The organism is Streptomyces nidicola (assembly GCF_050106155.1).
Classification (GTDB): domain Bacteria; phylum Actinomycetota; class Actinomycetes; order Streptomycetales; family Streptomycetaceae; genus Streptomyces.
This window is the reverse complement of sequence record NZ_JBNBPI010000001.1, coordinates 4,889,833-4,905,935: the sequence shown is the minus strand read 5'-3', so window position 1 is coordinate 4,905,935 and position 16,103 is coordinate 4,889,833. Positions and strand designations below refer to the sequence as shown.

The 16,103-nt window shown below is 73.0% G+C and carries 16 protein-coding genes; 10 read left to right on the top strand and 6 right to left on the bottom strand.

Annotated features, from left to right (window positions below; all coding sequences use genetic code 11):
• Positions 1–10 precede the first annotated feature (10 nt).
• Both cobM and cbiE read right to left on the bottom strand, forming a co-directional pair.
• The gene (gene cobM, locus ACOKM3_RS22385) at positions 11–760 is read right to left on the bottom strand and encodes a precorrin-4 C(11)-methyltransferase (protein WP_426902829.1); all 750 of its coding nucleotides are present in this window, start codon (positions 758–760) and stop codon (positions 11–13) included.
• The gene (gene cbiE, locus ACOKM3_RS22380; RefSeq protein ID WP_426902828.1) at positions 757–2,019 is read right to left on the bottom strand and encodes a precorrin-6y C5,15-methyltransferase (decarboxylating) subunit CbiE; all 1,263 of its coding nucleotides are present in this window, start codon (positions 2,017–2,019) and stop codon (positions 757–759) included. Before cbiE ends, cobM begins: the two co-directional genes overlap by 4 nt.
• 119 nt (positions 2,020–2,138) lie before the next feature.
• Between cbiE and ACOKM3_RS22375 the strand changes: the two genes are divergently transcribed.
• Together ACOKM3_RS22375 and ACOKM3_RS22370 are read left to right on the top strand one after the other, a co-directional pair.
• On the top strand, positions 2,139–2,549 hold the full coding sequence (locus ACOKM3_RS22375) for a bleomycin resistance protein (RefSeq protein WP_426902827.1): 411 nt from the start codon (positions 2,139–2,141) through the stop codon (positions 2,547–2,549).
• A gap of 98 nt (positions 2,550–2,647) precedes the next feature.
• Complete coding sequence (locus ACOKM3_RS22370) at positions 2,648–4,447, top strand: DUF6049 family protein (protein ID WP_426902826.1); 1,800 nt, start codon at positions 2,648–2,650, stop codon at positions 4,445–4,447.
• A gap of 10 nt (positions 4,448–4,457) precedes the next feature.
• Here ACOKM3_RS22370 and ACOKM3_RS22365 read toward each other — a convergent pair whose 3' ends face one another.
• Together ACOKM3_RS22365 and ACOKM3_RS22360 are read right to left on the bottom strand one after the other, a co-directional pair.
• Positions 4,458–5,420, bottom strand: coding sequence for a S8 family peptidase (locus ACOKM3_RS22365; protein ID WP_426902825.1), 963 nt, complete (start codon positions 5,418–5,420; stop codon positions 4,458–4,460).
• A gap of 66 nt (positions 5,421–5,486) precedes the next feature.
• Positions 5,487–6,434, bottom strand: a complete 948-nt coding sequence (locus ACOKM3_RS22360) for a LysR family transcriptional regulator (protein WP_426902824.1) — start codon at positions 6,432–6,434, stop codon at positions 5,487–5,489.
• 112 nt (positions 6,435–6,546) lie between these two features.
• Between ACOKM3_RS22360 and ACOKM3_RS22355 the strand changes: the two genes are divergently transcribed.
• The 5 genes from ACOKM3_RS22355 (at position 6,547) to ACOKM3_RS22335 (ending at position 12,407) form a co-directional block, all read left to right on the top strand.
• Entirely contained in the window at positions 6,547–7,785 is a 1,239-nt protein-coding gene (locus tag ACOKM3_RS22355; RefSeq protein ID WP_426902823.1) for an MFS transporter, read from the top strand.
• A gap of 58 nt (positions 7,786–7,843) precedes the next feature.
• Positions 7,844–8,743 carry a nucleotide-binding protein gene (locus ACOKM3_RS22350; protein ID WP_426902822.1) on the top strand — a complete coding sequence of 300 codons (900 nt, stop codon included), beginning with the start codon at positions 7,844–7,846 and terminating at the stop codon, positions 8,741–8,743.
• Positions 8,743–9,567, top strand: a complete 825-nt coding sequence (locus ACOKM3_RS22345; protein WP_426902821.1) for a ParB/RepB/Spo0J family partition protein — start codon at positions 8,743–8,745, stop codon at positions 9,565–9,567. The genes ACOKM3_RS22350 and ACOKM3_RS22345 overlap by 1 nt, the downstream gene beginning before the upstream one ends.
• A gap of 47 nt (positions 9,568–9,614) precedes the next feature.
• Entirely contained in the window at positions 9,615–11,036 is a 1,422-nt protein-coding gene (locus ACOKM3_RS22340) for an IclR family transcriptional regulator domain-containing protein (protein ID WP_426902820.1), read from the top strand.
• 72 nt (positions 11,037–11,108) lie between these two features.
• The gene (locus ACOKM3_RS22335; protein WP_426902819.1) at positions 11,109–12,407 is read left to right on the top strand and encodes a PP2C family protein-serine/threonine phosphatase; all 1,299 of its coding nucleotides are present in this window, start codon (positions 11,109–11,111) and stop codon (positions 12,405–12,407) included.
• Here the strand turns inward: ACOKM3_RS22335 and ACOKM3_RS22330 are convergent.
• Positions 12,335–12,970 carry an NAD(P)-dependent oxidoreductase gene (locus ACOKM3_RS22330; RefSeq protein WP_426902818.1) on the bottom strand — a complete coding sequence of 212 codons (636 nt, stop codon included), beginning with the start codon at positions 12,968–12,970 and terminating at the stop codon, positions 12,335–12,337. The genes ACOKM3_RS22335 and ACOKM3_RS22330 overlap by 73 nt on opposite strands.
• 125 nt (positions 12,971–13,095) lie before the next feature.
• On the opposite strand from ACOKM3_RS22330, the gene ACOKM3_RS22325 reads away from it, so the two are divergent.
• The gene (locus ACOKM3_RS22325) at positions 13,096–13,518 is read left to right on the top strand and encodes a hypothetical protein (RefSeq protein WP_426902817.1); all 423 of its coding nucleotides are present in this window, start codon (positions 13,096–13,098) and stop codon (positions 13,516–13,518) included.
• Positions 13,519–13,552: 34 nt separating this feature from the next.
• Here the strand turns inward: ACOKM3_RS22325 and ACOKM3_RS22320 are convergent, their stop codons facing one another.
• Positions 13,553–13,996 carry an SH3 domain-containing protein gene (locus ACOKM3_RS22320; RefSeq protein WP_426902816.1) on the bottom strand — a complete coding sequence of 148 codons (444 nt, stop codon included), beginning with the start codon at positions 13,994–13,996 and terminating at the stop codon, positions 13,553–13,555.
• A gap of 198 nt (positions 13,997–14,194) precedes the next feature.
• Between ACOKM3_RS22320 and ACOKM3_RS22315 the strand changes: the two genes are divergently transcribed.
• Both ACOKM3_RS22315 and ACOKM3_RS22310 read left to right on the top strand, forming a co-directional pair.
• The gene (locus ACOKM3_RS22315) at positions 14,195–15,208 is read left to right on the top strand and encodes an ATP-binding cassette domain-containing protein (protein ID WP_426902815.1); all 1,014 of its coding nucleotides are present in this window, start codon (positions 14,195–14,197) and stop codon (positions 15,206–15,208) included.
• The gene (locus ACOKM3_RS22310) at positions 15,205–16,059 is read left to right on the top strand and encodes an ABC transporter permease (protein ID WP_426902814.1); all 855 of its coding nucleotides are present in this window, start codon (positions 15,205–15,207) and stop codon (positions 16,057–16,059) included. The genes ACOKM3_RS22315 and ACOKM3_RS22310 overlap by 4 nt, the downstream gene beginning before the upstream one ends.
• The last annotated feature ends 44 nt before the right edge of the window (positions 16,060–16,103 follow it).

Sequence of the window (16,103 nt, the reverse complement as noted above, 5' to 3'; positions counted from 1 at the left end):
GCTCCCCGGCTCAGCACACGTGCCGGTCGCGTTCCGTCGAGTACAGGTGGCTGTCGCGGAACTGGGACGCGCCGAGCGTGCGGCCCACCAGGATGACCGCCGTGCGCAGCACGCCCGACGCCTTCACCTGGTCCGCGATGTCGGCGAGTGTGCCGCGCAGGACCAGTTCGTCGGGGCGGCTGGCGTAGGCGACGACCGCCGCCGGGCAGTCCTCGCCGTAGTGGGGGAGGAGTTCCGAGACGATGCGGTCCACGTAGCGGGCGCCCAGGTGGAGGACCAGGAGCGCGCCGCTCGCGCCCAGCGTGGCCAGGTCCTCGCCGGCGGGCATGGGGGTGGCCTGTTGGGCGATGCGGGTCAGGATGACCGTCTGGCCGACCGTGGGGACCGTCAGTTCGCGCTTGAGCGCCGCTGCCGCCGCCGCGAACGCCGGGACGCCGGGCACCACTTCGTACGGGATGCCGAGCGCGTCCAGGCGGCGCATCTGTTCCGCCACCGCGCTGAAGACGGACGGGTCGCCGGAGTGGAGGCGGGCGACGTCGTGGCCCGCCTCGTGCGCCGCCACGTATTCGCTTTCGATGGCGTCCAGGTCGAGGTTCGCCGTGTCCACGAGGCGTGCGTCCGGGGGGCATTCGGAGAGGAGTTCCTGCGGGACCAGTGAGCCCGCGTACAGGCACACCTGGCACGCCGCCAGCGTGCGCGCGCCGCGCAGGGTGATCAGGTCCGCGGCTCCGGGGCCCGCCCCGATGAAGTAGACGGTCATCGATCCTCAACCCCTGTTTTCGTTACTGACCATTGCGTGACCGGCATCGCCTGCCGCCAACCCGTGAAGCCGCCGACCGGCACGGCGTGGGCGACGGAGAGTTTCACCAACTCGCCTCCGTGGCGGCGGTACCAGTCCGCCAGAAGTGCCTCGGATTCGAGGGTGACCGTGTTCGCCACCAGGCGGGCGCCCGGTCGGAGCGCCGCCCAGCAGGCGTCGAGCAAGCCAGGTGCCGTGAGGCCGCCGCCGATGAACACCGCGTCGGGCGGAGGGAGTTCGGCGAGGGCGGCGGGGGCCGGGCCCGTCACCACGTGCAGCGTCGGGACGCCGAGGCGGGACGCGTTGCCTGCGATGCGTTCGGCCCGTGCCGGGTTCTTCTCCACCGTGTACGCCGTGCACGACGGGTGCGTGCGCATCCACTCGATCGCGATCGAGCCGGAGCCGCCGCCCACGTCCCACAGGAGTTCGCCCGGCGCGGGGGCGAGTGCCGCGAGCGTCGCGGCGCGGATGTGGCGCTTCGTGAGCTGGCCGTCGCTGTCGTACGCGGCGTCGGGCAGGCCCGGTACCGCGCCGAGGCGCAGGGCGTCGGCGGCGCGGCGGCAGTCGACCGCGATCACGTTCAGGGGGTCGCCGGGAGCGTGCGGCCAGTGCTCGGCCACGCCCTCGTACGACGACTCCTGCTCGGTGCCGAGCTGTTCCAGGACGGTGAGGCGGCTGGGGCCGAAGCCCCGTTCGCACAGCAGCTTCGCGACCTCGGCGGGAGTGTCCGCGCCCGCCGAGAGGACCAGCACACGGCGGCCGTCGTGCAGCGCGGCCGTGAGGCGGTCCGCCGGGCGGCCGACCAGCGTCACGACCTCGGTGTCCTCGACGGGCCAGCCGAGCCGTGCGCACGCGTAGGAGAGGGAGGACGGGTGCGGCAGAACGTTGATCGAGTCGGCGCCCACCGTCTCGGTCAGCGTGCGGCCGATCCCGTAGAACATCGGGTCGCCGCTGGCCAGCACCGCGAGGCGGCGGCCCGCGTACCGCTCCAGGAGCTCCGGGACGGCGGGGCGCAGCGGCGACGGCCACGGGACGCGTTCGGCGGCGCACTCGGCGGGCAGCAGGGCGAGTTGGCGCGGTCCGCCGAGGACGGCGTCGGCGGCGAGGAGCGCGGTGCGCGAGGTGTCCGGGAGGCCCGGCCAGCCGTCGGCCCCGATCCCGACGACGGTCGCCACGGGTCCTGCGGGGTGCGCGGGAGACGCGGGGGTCGCGGGAGTCACTGCCAGGTACCTCGTAGGTCGTACGTCATGCTCGGAAGGTCACGTCAAGGCCGTCGACGTCGGGAGCCGCACTCTATCGGGCGACATCGGCGCCCCGGCCGAGCGCCCCTGGAGGCCCGATGTCCCGCACCCCGACGACCGGCCGCGTCGCCCCGGTCATGCCCGGCCGCGACCTGGAGGCGACCGTCGCCTTCTACGCGGACCTCGGCTTCACGGCCGACGCCCACTATCCGGACGACGGCTATCTGATCCTCGTACGCGACACCGTCGAACTGCACTTCTTCCACGCCCCCGACACCGATCCCCTGAGCACCGCGCACGCCGCGTACCTGCGGCTCGACGGGGGCGCGCACATCGCGGACGCCCTGTACGAGGAGTGGCGGGGCGTCGGCCTGAGCCAGGCCCCCGACGCGACGCCGCGGCTCGTCGAGCCGGACGACACGGTGTACGGGATGCGGGAGTTCGCGCTCGTCGACCCGGACGGGAACCTGCTGCGGATCGGCTCCGTACTGGAGGAGCGGGAGGGCTGACGCCGACGCGCCGCCCGGCCGCACGGTCCTCGTACCGGCCTGCTCCACGGTGTTACCTCAAGACCTCAGGGACCGGCGGCAGAGGGGAACGAGGCGGCATGGCGAGGAACGGGACGGCACGGGCCTGGGTCGTGTGCGCCATGGTGCTCGGGGCCACGGCCCTTCCCGGTACGACGCCGGAGGCGAGCGCCGCGGACGACCCCACGCGGGCCGCCGTCGTCTGGCCGGTGACCACGACCCCGCACATGACGGCGGCCGCCCTCGGCTCGGGGGCGGACGCGAAGCCGGTCTTCGACGACGACTCGCTCGCCGGCCTGTTCGCGCCCGGCGGCCGGCTGCGCGAGGTCGTCGAGGCGGGCAAGGGCCGCGACGTCAGCTGGGTGCTCGACCCGGACGTGGTGATCGCCGCGCAGGAGATGTCCACCGGCTACCGCGTCGCGAAGAACGCCGACTCCGCCAGCCCCCAGGACACCACCGAGGGCACGGGGCAGGGCGCGGCCCGCTCCTGGCTCACGGCGCTGAAGGAGGCCGTCAAGGGCCGCGAGGTCTGGCTCCTCCCGTACGCCGACACGGACCTCGCCTCGCTGGCCCACCACCCCGGCACCGACACCGACGACCTCACGGAGGTCGTGTCCGGGCTCGCGGCCGACACGAAGAAGCGGGTCGACCGGATCCTCGACATCAGCACCCGCTCCGGGCTCGGCTGGCCCGCCGACGGCGCGCTCGACTCCGCCGTGACCGCGCTCGGCGCCAAGCTGGGTGTGACCCGGGTCCTCGCCTCGGGCCAGGGGCTCACGCCCGCGGGCGCCGACCCGGTGACCGTGGGCAGCGGCGACGACAAGCTGACGGCGCTGCCCTACGAGGCCGACCTCACGACCGCGCTCGGCCGTATCAAGGACCAGGCGCCCGACCCCACTCCCTCCGCGACGCCGTCACCGTCGTCGTCACCTTCGCCCGGCGACTCCACGCCGTCCCCGAGCGCGAGCGCCTCCGCGAGCCCCGACACCGCCGACAAGGACACCGTCGACCACATCACCGCGCTCGTGAAGGCGAACGCCCGCCCGGTCCTCGTACCGCCCCGCAATCTCTCGGGCACGGCGGCGGACGCGCTCGGCGAAGCCATCGACTCCGGCACCGACGACGGCTGGCTGGACCTCCAGGGCCTCCGCGCGGCCGACGACGACCCGGTGAAGGGGACGGCCGGGTCCCCGTCCGCGTACCCGGCACGGCTGCGCGGCAGCGAGCTGGAGAAGGACCAACTGACCGACGCGGCAGGCAACTTGGACCGGCTCGCGACCCTCAGCAAGGTGCTCGCCGACCCGAAGGACACCACGGCGTCCGTGCACGCGGCGATGGCCCGCGCGCTGGCCACTGCCTGGCGGGTCGAGGAGGACTCGGCGCAGCGGACGTTCCAGGAACGTACGACGGACTTCCTGTCGACGTCGGTGAAGTCGCTGCGGCTGGTGCCGAAGACGACCGTCACCCTCACGTCGGGCGACGCCTCGATCCCCGTCACGGTCGACAACGCGCTCCAGCAGGAGGTCTCCGGGCTCGAACTGCGCGTCACGTCGAGCGACTCCGAGCGACTCAAGGTCAACGACGACGTGATCTCCGTGTCGGCCGAGGGCTCGGCGAGCCACACCTCCCAGATCGACGTCACCGCGAAGGCCAACGGCAAGGCGCGTCTGACGGCCCAGCTCTACACGACGAGCGACGGCAAGCCGTGGGGCGACGAGATGACCTTCGAGGTCGACGTGACGTCGGTGTCGTCCGGGGCGATCGCCGTGGTGGCGGCGGGCGTCGGGCTCATCGTCCTGGCCGCGGTGTTCCGGATGCGCCGGGTGCGCAGGCGGAACGGGAACGGTGACGGCCAGGACGAGAGCGTTCAGAAGGACTGACCACGACTGATTACGAGTCCTTGTCCGCCTTCTTCACCGCCGCCTCCGCGTCCACGATCCCGAGGCCCAGCTTGGCGTTCTTCTTCGGGTTGGCGGCCGTCTCCCGGATCGTGGAGATGATCTCGTCGGGGTCGAGCCCCTGGTGGTGCAGGAGCGCCGCGAGCGCGGAGACGTAGGGCGCCGCCATCGACGTGCCGGAGAGCTTCCCGTAGCCGGACGTGTCCTTCAGGGTCTCCTTCGTCGTGTACGTCGGCAGCGTGGAGAGGATGTCCTCGCCGGGGGCCGAAACGGCCTGCTCCGCGCCGAAGTTGGAGAAGTCGGCAGCCGTGCCCTTCTCGGTGCTGGCGCCGACGACCAGGACCGGCGTCTGCACCTTGTACGGCTGGGTGTCCGCGCCGTCGTTGCCCGCCGCGGCGACGACCACCGCGCCCTTGTCGTGGGCGTGCTGGATGGCCTGGTTGAGGATGCCGCCCTGGAGCAGCTTCGTCATCAGGACGCCCTCGCCGAGCGAGAGGTTGATGACGTCGGCGCCGTGGTCGGCGGCCCAGACGATGCCCTTGGTGATGTTGCCGTTGGATCCTGAGCCGTTCGCGCCGAGCACCCGCACCGGCATGATCTTCGCGCCGGGCGCGCCGCCCGCGACGCCGACGCCGTTGTCGGTGTGGGCGGCGGCGATGCCGGAGACGTGGGTGCCGTGGCCGTTGAGGTCCTTGGGGTCGTCGTCGCCGTCGACGAAGTCGTGTCCTTCGACGAGCCGGCCCTTGAGGTCGGGGTGGTCGGTGGCGACGCCGGAGTCGACGACGGCGATGGTCGTGTCGTCGCCCTTCGACGTGTCCCAGGCGGCCGGCAGTTTCATCGCGTCGAGGGCCCACTGGTCCTTCCGCATGGGGTCCGGCTTGCTGTCGTCCCCGCAAGCGGTCAGGAGCAGCAGGCTGGCGACGGTGGCGGCGACGAGCGGTGTACGGATGCGCATGATCCGAGCCTGCGGGCCCCCGCCGCCTCACGCATGTGGTGGCCAGCCGTGTGGGCTACGGCGGTGCTACCGCGCCCAGTTTGGCGTCCAGAAGTCGCCCGAGCCGTCCTCCTGCCGCTCGTACCGGTCCGTCAGATACGCCCGGAGCGCCGCGAGACCGGGGTGCCGGTTGTCGTCCCGCCACAGCAGCGACAGCGGGTAGAGCGGCGTCGGACGGCGTACGGGGATGAACCGGAGCTCGGTGTCGGCGGGCCGGGTCAGCGGGGTGCGGGTGCCCATGATGGTGGCCACGTCGTCCGCCGCCGCGACCGTCCGCAGCAGGTGGCCGCCGCCGAAGGTGGTGCCGCCGACGTCGATGGTGAGGCCGAAGGCGCGCTCCAACTCCTCGTAATACGCGGCCCATTCGCTGCCCTTGGCCATGCCGGGCATCCAGATCCGGTGCCCGACCAGCTCGGCGGGCGTGACCTCGGGGCGGTCGGCCAGGGGGTGCGCCGCGCCGGTGACGAGGATGGCCGGCTCGTCGATGACGCGGGCGCTGCGCACCTCGCGCGGCAGCCGGTCCTCGGGCACGGCACGCGTCCAGAACGCGGCGTCGATGCGCCCTTCCCGTACGGACGCGAGCGCGGCCCGCCCGCCCTGGCCGAGGGCGACGACGTCGAGCGGGAGGTGCGGGTGGGCCTGGTGGAAGTCCTGCACGACACCGTTGGTGATCACGTTGGCGCCGAGCACGTCCACGCGCAGCGGGCGCCCGCCGCCGCGCACGGAGTCGGCGGCCCGCTCGGCGACCGCGAGCAGCTCCCGCGCGTGCGGCAGGAAGGTCTCGCCGTCGAGGGTGAGGCGCGCGCCGCGCGGGGCGCGCGTGAAGAGGCGCACGCCGAGCTCCCGCTCCAGGGCGGCGACGCGCTTGGAGGCGGCCTGCTGGGTGATGCCGAGCTCGGCGGCGGCGATCTGGATCTGCCCCTCGTCGGCGACGGCGACGAAGGTGCGTACGGTTTCCGGGTCCACGCTCTCCATACAACCATTGGTTGTACGGATATGGGTGCCGGTTGTTTGCCGCGGCGCGCCGCTCGGCGCTTGTATCTCCCGGTCGGAGGCGGGAATCAGGGGCGGAACGGGAGGACGGCGCATGCGGCTCGGGCGGGACTTCGGGTGGCTGTGGGCCGCCTTCGCGGTGAGCACCGCCGGTTCGTGGCTCGCGCTCGACGCGTTCCAGCTGATCGCCGTCCTGGTGCTGCACAGCGGCGCCGCGCAGGTGTCGTTCCTGTCGGCCGCCGGGCTCGCGGTCGGCGCGCTGCTGGCGGTGCCGCTCGGGCCGTGGATCGAGTTCCGGCGCAAGCGGCCGGTGCTGGTCCTCGCGGACCTGGTGCGCTGCGCGGCGCTGCTCACGCTGCCCCTCGCGTACGCCCTCGACGCGCTGACCTTCACTCAACTCGTCCTGGTCTCCGTGGTCGTGGCCGCCGCCGACATCGTGTTCCGGGCTGCGAGCGGCGCCCACCTCAAGGCGCTCGTCCCGGACGAGGGCCTGCTGGCGGCCAACGCCCGGTTCGAGTCGACGCAGTGGACCGCCACGGCCGTCGGACCGCCGCTCGGCGGCGCGCTCATCGGCGCCTTCGGGCCGCTGACGACGGTCGTCCTGGACGCGCTGAGCTACGTCCTGTCGGCGGTGGGCGTCCGCGCCATCCGCGCACCCGAACCGAAGCCCGCGCGCAGTGCGAACGGCGGCCGGTTCAACGCGACCGACATCGCGGAGGGTTGGCGCCATCTGTGGCGGCAGCCCCGGCTGCACGCCCTGTTCCTCAACAACGGCCTGGTGAACGCCCTGATCATGGTGGGCTCCCCGCTCATGGCGGTGCTGCTCCTCGACGACCTGGGCCTCGCCCCCTGGCAGTACGGCCTGGTCTTCGGGATCCCGTGCCTGGGCGGCCTCGCCGGCTCCCGGCTCACCGGGCCGCTGGTGCGGCGGTACGGGGAGCGGCGGGTGCTCCTGGTGAGCGGGGCGGCCCGGGCGTGCTGGCCGATCGGGCTCGCGTTCGTGGGGCCCGGGGTCGCGGGGATGCTCGTGGTGGTGCTCGTGGAGTTCGGCCTCATCACGTGCTCCGCCGTCTTCAGCCCCGTCATGGCGGCCGAGCGGCTGCGGCTGACGGACGACGACCGGGTGGCGCGGGTGCTGTCCGCCTGGACCGTCACCCAGCGGGCCGTCACCGCCGCGCTCACGCTGGTGTGGGGCGGCTTCGCGGCGCTGATCGGGACGCGCGGGGCGCTGGCGCTCGCCGGAGTGCTGCTCCTCGCGACGCCCCTGCTGCTGCGCGGCCTGCGCTCCCCGGCGTGTACACCCCGCCCCGCGGCGCCCACGCTGCCAGAGTGACCACGAACAAACACCCAAATGCACCGGATTTTCCGGTTCAGGGAGTTAGGGAGCTTTCGTGGCAAACGTACACGTGATCCTCAATCAGAAAGGCGGCGTGGGAAAGTCCACGCTCGCCGTGAACCTCGCGGCCGTCACCGCCGACGTGCTCGGCGCGGGCGCCCCCGACGCCGAACGCCCGCCCGTCGTCGCCGTCTCCATCGACCCGCAGGGCTCGGCGGTGTGGTGGTCGGAGCGGGTCGGCGAGGGCCTCCCCTTCGACTTCGTGCAGGCCCACGACGACCTCTCGGGGCTCGCGGCGCTCTCCCGCATCCCGTCCGCCCAGCACGTCTTCGTCGACACCCCGGGCTGGCTGGACCTCGCCGACGACGACGGCACCGACCCGCTCGGCAAGGGCGCGGCCGCCGACGCCCTGCGCGCGGTGCTCTCCAACGCCACCGACGTCATCGTCCCCATCGAGCCGGAGCCGCTCGGCTTCCAGCCCACGCAGCGCACGGTGGAGCGGGTGGTGAAGCCGCGCGGACTGCCCTTCCGCGTGGTCATCAACAACTGGGACCCGCGCGACGGCAAGGCCGATCTGGCGCAGACCCGCAAGTTCGTCGAGGCGCAGGACTGGCCGCTCGCGCGCACCGTCGTGCGCCACTACAAGCTGCACACGCGGGCGTCGGCGGACGGCCTCGTCGTCACGCAGTACGGCGCCAACCGGGTCGCGCTCCAGGCCCGCGAGGACTTCTTCCGGCTCGCTTTGGAGGTGGGCCTCGCGGCGATCCCGGCCCCGGCCCGCAGCTCCAGGAAGCCCGCCAAGAAGGCCGACGCGAAGACCGCCGCGAGGACCGAATCGAAGACCGACTCGAAGGCCGCCAAGAAGACCGCCGCTCCGGCCGCCTCGAAGGCCGCCTCGAAGCCCGCCCCCAAGACCGCCACGAAGTCCTCCCGCAGCAAGAAGGTGACCGTCTGATGGGGCGCCGTACCGACCTGTCCTCGCTCCTGTCCGCCGAGAAGGAGGCCGCCGAGGAGCAGGCCGCGGCGCCGGCCCAGCGCAGACGCCCCGACACCAAGCCGCTCACCGTCCCGATCGGCGACCTCACGGAGAACCCGGACAACCCGCGGCACGAGCTGCGCGACCTCGACGGGCTCGCCGAGACGGTCCGCGAACGCGGCGTCCTCCAGGCCCTCGGCGTCGTCTCCGCCGCCGTCTTCCTCGCCGCGCGCCCGCACCACAAGGAGGCCGTGGGCGACGCCCCGTACGTCGTCCTGCACGGCCACCGGCGGCTCGCGGCGGCCCGGATGGCGGGCCTGGACGAGGTTCCGGTGCTGGTCAGGGACGATGCGACGCGTTCCGACGAGGACGCGCTGATCGAGAACGTGCAGCGCGACGACCTCACGGAACTGGAGCAGGCCCAGGCCATCCAGGGCCTGATCACCTCCTACGGCTACTCGCAGCGCCAGGTCGCCGCCCGGATCGGCAAGACGCAGGGCTTCATCTCCCAGCGCCTGTCGCTGATGAAGCTGCGCGAGGACATCCAGGAGGCGCTCGCCGACGGCCGTGTCTCCATCGAGGACGCCCGCCGCATCGCCCGCCTCCCGAAGGACGAGCAGGTGCTCCCCGGCGAGCCGGATGCCGCCGCCACCGTCCCGGCCGCCCGCAAGGAGAAGCGCGGCCGCGATTACGGCGTAATCAAGATCGACAGCCGGGGGACCCCGGACGATGTGGTCGAGGCGCTGCGCCGGCATCTGGCCCCCGCCACCCTCGACCGGATCATCGAACTGCTCGGCCGATAGTCGACCGTGTCGTCCACACGGTCTCCGTGGTCGCTTACCGTGGCCCCGTGCTCGAAGTGCCGACCGTGCCGACCATGCCGTCGACGACCCTGACCCCGCAGCCGCCCGCCGAGGCCGTCGCCCCGCTGATGCGCGGCCTCGACGTGCTGCGGAGCCTCACGGACGCCGAGAGTGGGGACGGCACGCTCGCCCTCGCCGACCTCGCCCGCGTCACGGGCCTGGCCCGCTCCACGGTCGACCGGATCTGCGCGACCCTCGCCCACCTGGGCTTCGTACGCCTCGACGGGCGTGACGCCTCGCTCGCCCCGCCCCTGATGACCGTCGCCAACGCCTGCCTGGACGCGCTGCGGGTGCCGGGGGCCCTCGGCCCGCTCGCCGACGAACTGGCCGACGAGCTCGACGAATCCGTCTCCCTCGCGGTCCCCGACGGCGACGACATCCGCTTCGTCCACCAGGTGCTGCGCAGGCGCGCCCTGTCCATCAGCTTCCGGGTGGGCGACGCGCTGCCGGGGGGCGGGTGTGCGCCGGGTCTGGTGTTCCGCGACGACCTTCCGCTCGCGGTGGACGACCAGCTGGTGGAGCGGGGGTTGGTCGCGGTGGCGGTTCCCGTGCGGGGCCCCTCCGGGGATGTGGTGTGCGCGGTGAGCGTGGTCAGCCATACGAGCCGGCATACGGCGGGTGAGCTGCCGGGGGCGGTGCGGGGGCCGTTGGAGTCGTGTGTGCGGTCGATGGAATCCGTGCTGGCCACCTCTTCCTACGCCTCGGGGCGCCGCCCCGGACCCCGCGGGCTCCCGTCCAAGAGCGGGGCTGACATGGAACGCGCCCCAGTTGTGTCGCTCGCCCGAGGCCTCACCGTTCTCACCGCGTTCGACGGCGCCCACCCCACCCTCACGCTCACCGAGATCGCCGAGGCCACCGGGCTCGCCCGTGCCACGGCCCGCCGCGCCCTCATCACCTACGAGCACCTCGGCTACGTGACCCACGAGGACCGCGCCTACCGCCTCACCCCCCGCGTCCTCACCCTCGGCTGCGCCCCGCTCTCCCGCACCACGCTCCCCCGCATCGCCGCCCCGCACCTCGCCGCCCTGTCGCAGCGGCTCGGCGAGTCCGTCGGCCTGTCCGTGCCGGACGGCGACCGTGTGCGGTGCACCGCGCGGGTGACGCCGCGCCGGGTCATGAGCGTCGACATCGGCGTCGGCTCCCGGCTGCCCGCGCAGGACACGGCCGCCGGGCGGCTGCTGCAGGGCGGCGGGGAGTCGGCCGTGGCCGACGGGCCCGAGGCAGGGCTGCGGTCGGTCGCCGTGCCGGTGCGGGACCGGGCGGGCCGCGTCGTGTCCGCGCTCGACGTCACCGCCCACCAGGGCCGCGGGGACGACGACGCGTGGACGGAGGCGCTGCGGGACACCGCGGCGCTGATCGCGGCGGACCTGCACGTGACCTCGCGCTTCGTGAGCGTCCCGGTGCACTGAGACCCGGATCTCACCGGCGTACGGACCTTGGTCCCTACTCCTCGCGACGAATGCCCCGCATCCTCATACGTGATGACATCTCGTGGCTCGAGCGGCTTCTACTCCTCGATCCGTGGCGCGGCCCCCTCCGACTCCCGCCCCACGGGCGGCTGGCGTGCCGTCGTACTGCTCGTCGCGGTGATGGCGCTCATCATCACGACCCTCGACGTGGCGACGCCCGCCGACTTCCGGGCCCGCGCCCTGCTCGGCCTCGTGCCGGTCATGGTGGCGCTGCTCGCGCCCGTGTCCGTCACGGCTGTCGTCACCGGGCTGCTGATCTGCTTCTACGTCGGTCTGCAGGCCGTGGCGCCGCTGCCGAGCGGCGGCTGGGCCGTGCTCGGCCCGCTGATGATCGGCACCGGCGGTCTGCTCGGCGTGCTGATCGCGCGCCGCAGGGAGGAGCAGCGGGCCCGCCTCCAGGCCCTCACGGACATCGCCGAGGCCACGCAGCGCGCGGTGATGCGCGGACTGCCGGAGCGCATCGAGGACCTGCGCATCGCCGACTTCTACCAGCCCGCCGCCCGCGCGGCCCGCGTCGGCGGCGACTGGTACGACTTCCAGCCCTCGCCGTACGGGGTGCGCGCCGTGCTCGGCGACGTCAGCGGCAAGGGCCTGCCCGCGGTGTCGGCGTCGGCGTGGCTGCTCGGCGCGTTCCGGGAGGCGGCGTACCACGAGGAGCGGATCGAGGAGGTGGCCCGGCGCCTGGAGATCGCCATGCAGCGCTACAGCGCCTGGACCCGGCTCACCGACGGCGAGGGCCTTACGGACGCGTTCTCCACGGGCCTGCTGCTGCACTTCCCGCCGACGGCGGACGGGGCCCCGAAGTACGTCGACGTCGTCAACTTCGGGCACGAGCCGCCACTGGTCGTCACCGCGGACGGCCGCGTGCACACCCCCGACCTCCCGGCCGGGCTCCCCCTCGGCATGGGCACGCTGAGCGCCGCGGGGCCCGGCGCGGCCCGGCTGCCCTTCGGGGTCGGGGACACGCTGATCCTCTTCACCGACGGCGTGACCGAGTGCCGCGACGAGGACGGCACCTTCTACCCCGTACGCGAACGGCTGCCGCGCCTGCTGTCCCCGCGCGGCGCGCAGGAGCCGCCCGGGGCGCTGCTGCGCCGCCTGGCGGAGGACCTGCGCGAACACCGGTACGGGCCGCCGGGCGACGACGCCGCGATCACCGTGATCCGCAGGACCGCGGAGCGCGCGCCGTACCGGAACGAGGCGGACGCCGAGCTGTACGCCACTCAGGGGCCCACGGTTCAGTACGCCACCGACATGCGCTTCCTGGAGTGCGCGTCGCGCTCGATCTCGTCGACGAAGGCCAGCGCGTAGTCCTCCGCGCTGATCCGGCTCTCGCCGTTCGCGTCCTTCATGAGCCGGTCGCCGCCGATCCGGAACTCCTCGGTGCGCTCCCCCGGGCCGATCTCCGCGGCCGGCGAGATGTACGTCCAGTCCAGGTCGTCGACCGTGCGCAGATACGCGAGCACGTCCCGGTGCGCGAGCGCCTCGCCGCGGTACGCGTCGGGGAAGTCCGGCTGGTCCGCCAGCGCCTCGCCCGGCGCGACCTCCAGGCTGCCCGCCCCTCCGACCACCACGAGCCGCGCTACCCCGGATCCGCGCACCCCGGCGACCACGGCCTGGTTGAGCGCGAGGAACGGCTTCTGCGGATCGGATCCGTCACGGGGCGGCGCGAGGGCGGAGGCCACGGCGTCGTGCCCGCCCGCGAGTTCCGACAGCCGCTGCACGTCGGAGACGTCCGCCGCTACGGCCGTGACACCGGCGACGGGCACGTCGCCCGAGCGGCTGACGGCGGTCACGCTGTGGCCGCGGCCCAGGGCCTCTGCGGCGATACGGCTGCCGACCATGCCGGTGGCGCCCAGGAGCAGGATGTTCATGGGGTCAGCGAAACACGGTGCGGCACCGCGCGCATGTTGCGAAGGGCGTGCCACGAGAGGTCAATGGAAGGCGAAGGAAGCTGAACTCGGGGCATCCGAGGGGGCCTGGCAGAAAGGAGCCCGTCATGGCTCAGCATGCGGCACCCGCACCCGGACGCGGCACCAGTGGTGCGGCGCTCTCCCCGACGAGCGCGGCCGTCGTCGTTCCCGTCGTGACCGGCATCGCGTACGGCTTCTGGGCGGCGAGCATCGACCGCTTCGGCGGCGAGGTCACCGGGGGCAACATCGCGCTCGGCTTCGTCACGGGCATCATCGTGGCGGCGCTCTGCTTCGGCATCCACCACTGGTCGAAGCAGCAGGCCGGCCGGCACTTCCTCGCGCGGGCCTCGGCCTGGGGCGCGTTCGCCGGCATCGCGGTCGGCTTCCTGCACAGCCTGTCGGATCCCGCGATCCTGTGGTCGATCATGCTCGGCCTGGTCGTCGGGGCGTCCACGTTCGTGGGCACGTACTACCGGTACTACTCGGCGAGCGAGTACGCGCCCGTATAGCCGCCGCCCGGACAGCCGTACTAGAACGTACGTTCTAGTACCAGACGCCGAACTCCCGGGACTCGGTCTCCTTGTAGTACCAGCCGCTCGGGCCGTGGTCATGATCGTGACCGTGATCGTGCCGCGGCCCGTCGGACGGCGCCCCGGACGTACAGCTCGGCACGCCCTGGCCACCCGTGTCCACGTACGCGGCGCTGGCCCAGCCCCGGGCGCCCGTGAACCAGTACCAGGTCGAGGTGCCGTGCACGGACGAGCCGTCGGTGGCGCACTCGATACGGTCCTGGCTGCCCGGCGCGAGCCGGTACACGACGGATGCCGAGGCGCTCGGCCCCGAGCGCAGGTTGAGATCGGAACGGGAGACGACCGTCCCCCAGACGACGTCCCCGCTGTTCGCACTGGCCGGTGCCGCGGCGGTCACGGCGAGCAGTCCGCCCGCCAGTAGCCCGGCGGCGGCCAGGGCCGGAGTGGTTCGGCGCATGATCGGCCTCCCAGAGTGACCCCCCGGCCCCCCAAGATCTTCACGCCCCCACGTCCAGGAAACACCCGTTCGGCCCAGTGCTCCACCGGAGGCCCGGCGACCCTGCCGGTACTCCGCCCGAGCCCCGGCCGCCCGGCCGATGAGTTCCCGTCGCGGCCCCGGTCTTCCTCTGTGACGTGACCGAGAGGGGCACCCGACATGAGCACCACCGCCACCACGACCGGCCTGGCCATCGAGACCGCGGGCCTCGTCAAGACCTTCGGCGACAACCGCGCCGTCGACGGCATCGACCTGACCGTCCCGGCCGGCACGGTCTACGGAGTGCTCGGGCCGAACGGCGCGGGCAAGACCACCGCCGTGAAGATGCTCGCCACGCTGCTTCGGCCCGACGCGGGCGAGGCCCATGTCTTCGGCCACGACGTGGTGCGTGAGGCCGACGCGGTGCGCTCCCGCGTCAGCCTGACCGGCCAGTACGCGTCGGTCGACGAGGACCTGACCGGCCACGAGAACCTCGTGCTGCTCGCCCGCCTGACCGGCCACGGCAAGAAGCCGGCGGCAGCCAGGGCCGAGCAACTCCTCGATGCCTTCGGCCTGTTGGAGGCCTCCGGCCGCCAGGTGAAGAACTACTCGGGCGGCATGCGGCGCCGTATCGACATCGCCGCGTCCATCCTCAACACCCCCGACCTGCTGTTCCTGGACGAGCCGACCACCGGGCTCGACCCGCGCAGCCGCAACCAGGTGTGGGAGATCGTCCGCGCGGTCGTCGCGCAGGGCACGACGGTCCTGCTGACCACCCAGTACCTCGACGAGGCCGACCAGCTGGCGGCCCGGATCGCCGTCATCGACAAGGGCCGCGTGATCGCCGAGGGCACCAAGGGCGAGCTGAAGTCGTCGGTCGGCTCCGGATCCGTCCACGTACGCCTGCGCGATGCGCACCAACGCCCGGACGCCGAGCGGCTGTTGACCTCCGTGCTCGACGCCCAGGTGATCCTGGAGCCCGACCCGGTGGCGCTCACCGCCCGCGTCGGCGGGTCCGACAACGGCCGGGGCGCCGCCGAGCAGGCCTCCCGCGCGCTGGCCGAACTGGCCGCCGCCCGCATCACCGTGGACACCTTCGCCCTCGGCCAGCCCAGCCTCGACGAGGTGTTCCTGGCCCTCACCGACCAGCCCGCGGTCCAGCCCGCAGGCCCTCTCGAGGAGGCGACGGCATGACCACCGCCACCACCCCCGGTACCGAAGCGCAGGAACTCGCCCCGGTCAGCGCCGAGTCCCTCGCCGAGCTGCTCATCGCCAAGGAGCGCCCGCCCCGGCCCAGCGCCGTGTCCGCGTCGCTCACCTTCGGCTGGCGCGCGATCCTCAAGATCAAGCACGTGCCGGAGCAGCTCTTCGACGTCACGGCGTTCCCCGTGATGATGGTGCTGATGTACACGTACCTGTTCGGCGGCGCCCTGGCCGGCTCCCCGAGCGAGTACATCCAGTACCTGCTGCCCGGCATCCTCGTGATGTCGGTCGTGATGATCACGATGTACACGGGCGTCTCGGTCAACACCGACATCGAGAAGGGCGTCTTCGACCGCTTCCGTACGCTGCCGATCTGGCGCCCCTCCGTCATGGTCGGGTACCTCCTCGGCGACGCCCTGCGCTACACGATCGCGTCGATCGTGATGCTCGCGGTCGGCCTGATCATGGGCTTCCGGCCGGACGGCGGGGTGCTCGGCGTCCTCGCGGCCGTCGCGGTCCTGCTGGTCTTCTCCTTCGCGTTCTCGTGGATCTGGACGATGTTCGGGCTGCTGCTGCGCACCGAGAAGTCGGTGATGGGCGTCAGCATGATGGTGATCTTCCCGCTGACGTTCCTCAGCGACATCTTCGTGAAGCCCGAGACGATGCCGGGCTGGCTCCAGGCCTTCGTCAACAACAACCCCGTCACCCACGTCGCGTCCGCCGTGCGCGGCCTGATGGACGGCGACTGGCCGACGGCCGAGGTGCTGTGGTCGCTGGGCTGGGCGGCGCTGCTGATCGCCGTGTTCGGGCCCGTCACGATGCGGCTCTACAACCGGAAGTAGGGGGCCGAGGCTTTTCGGCGGTAGTCCGTATGCAGGCACCCCGG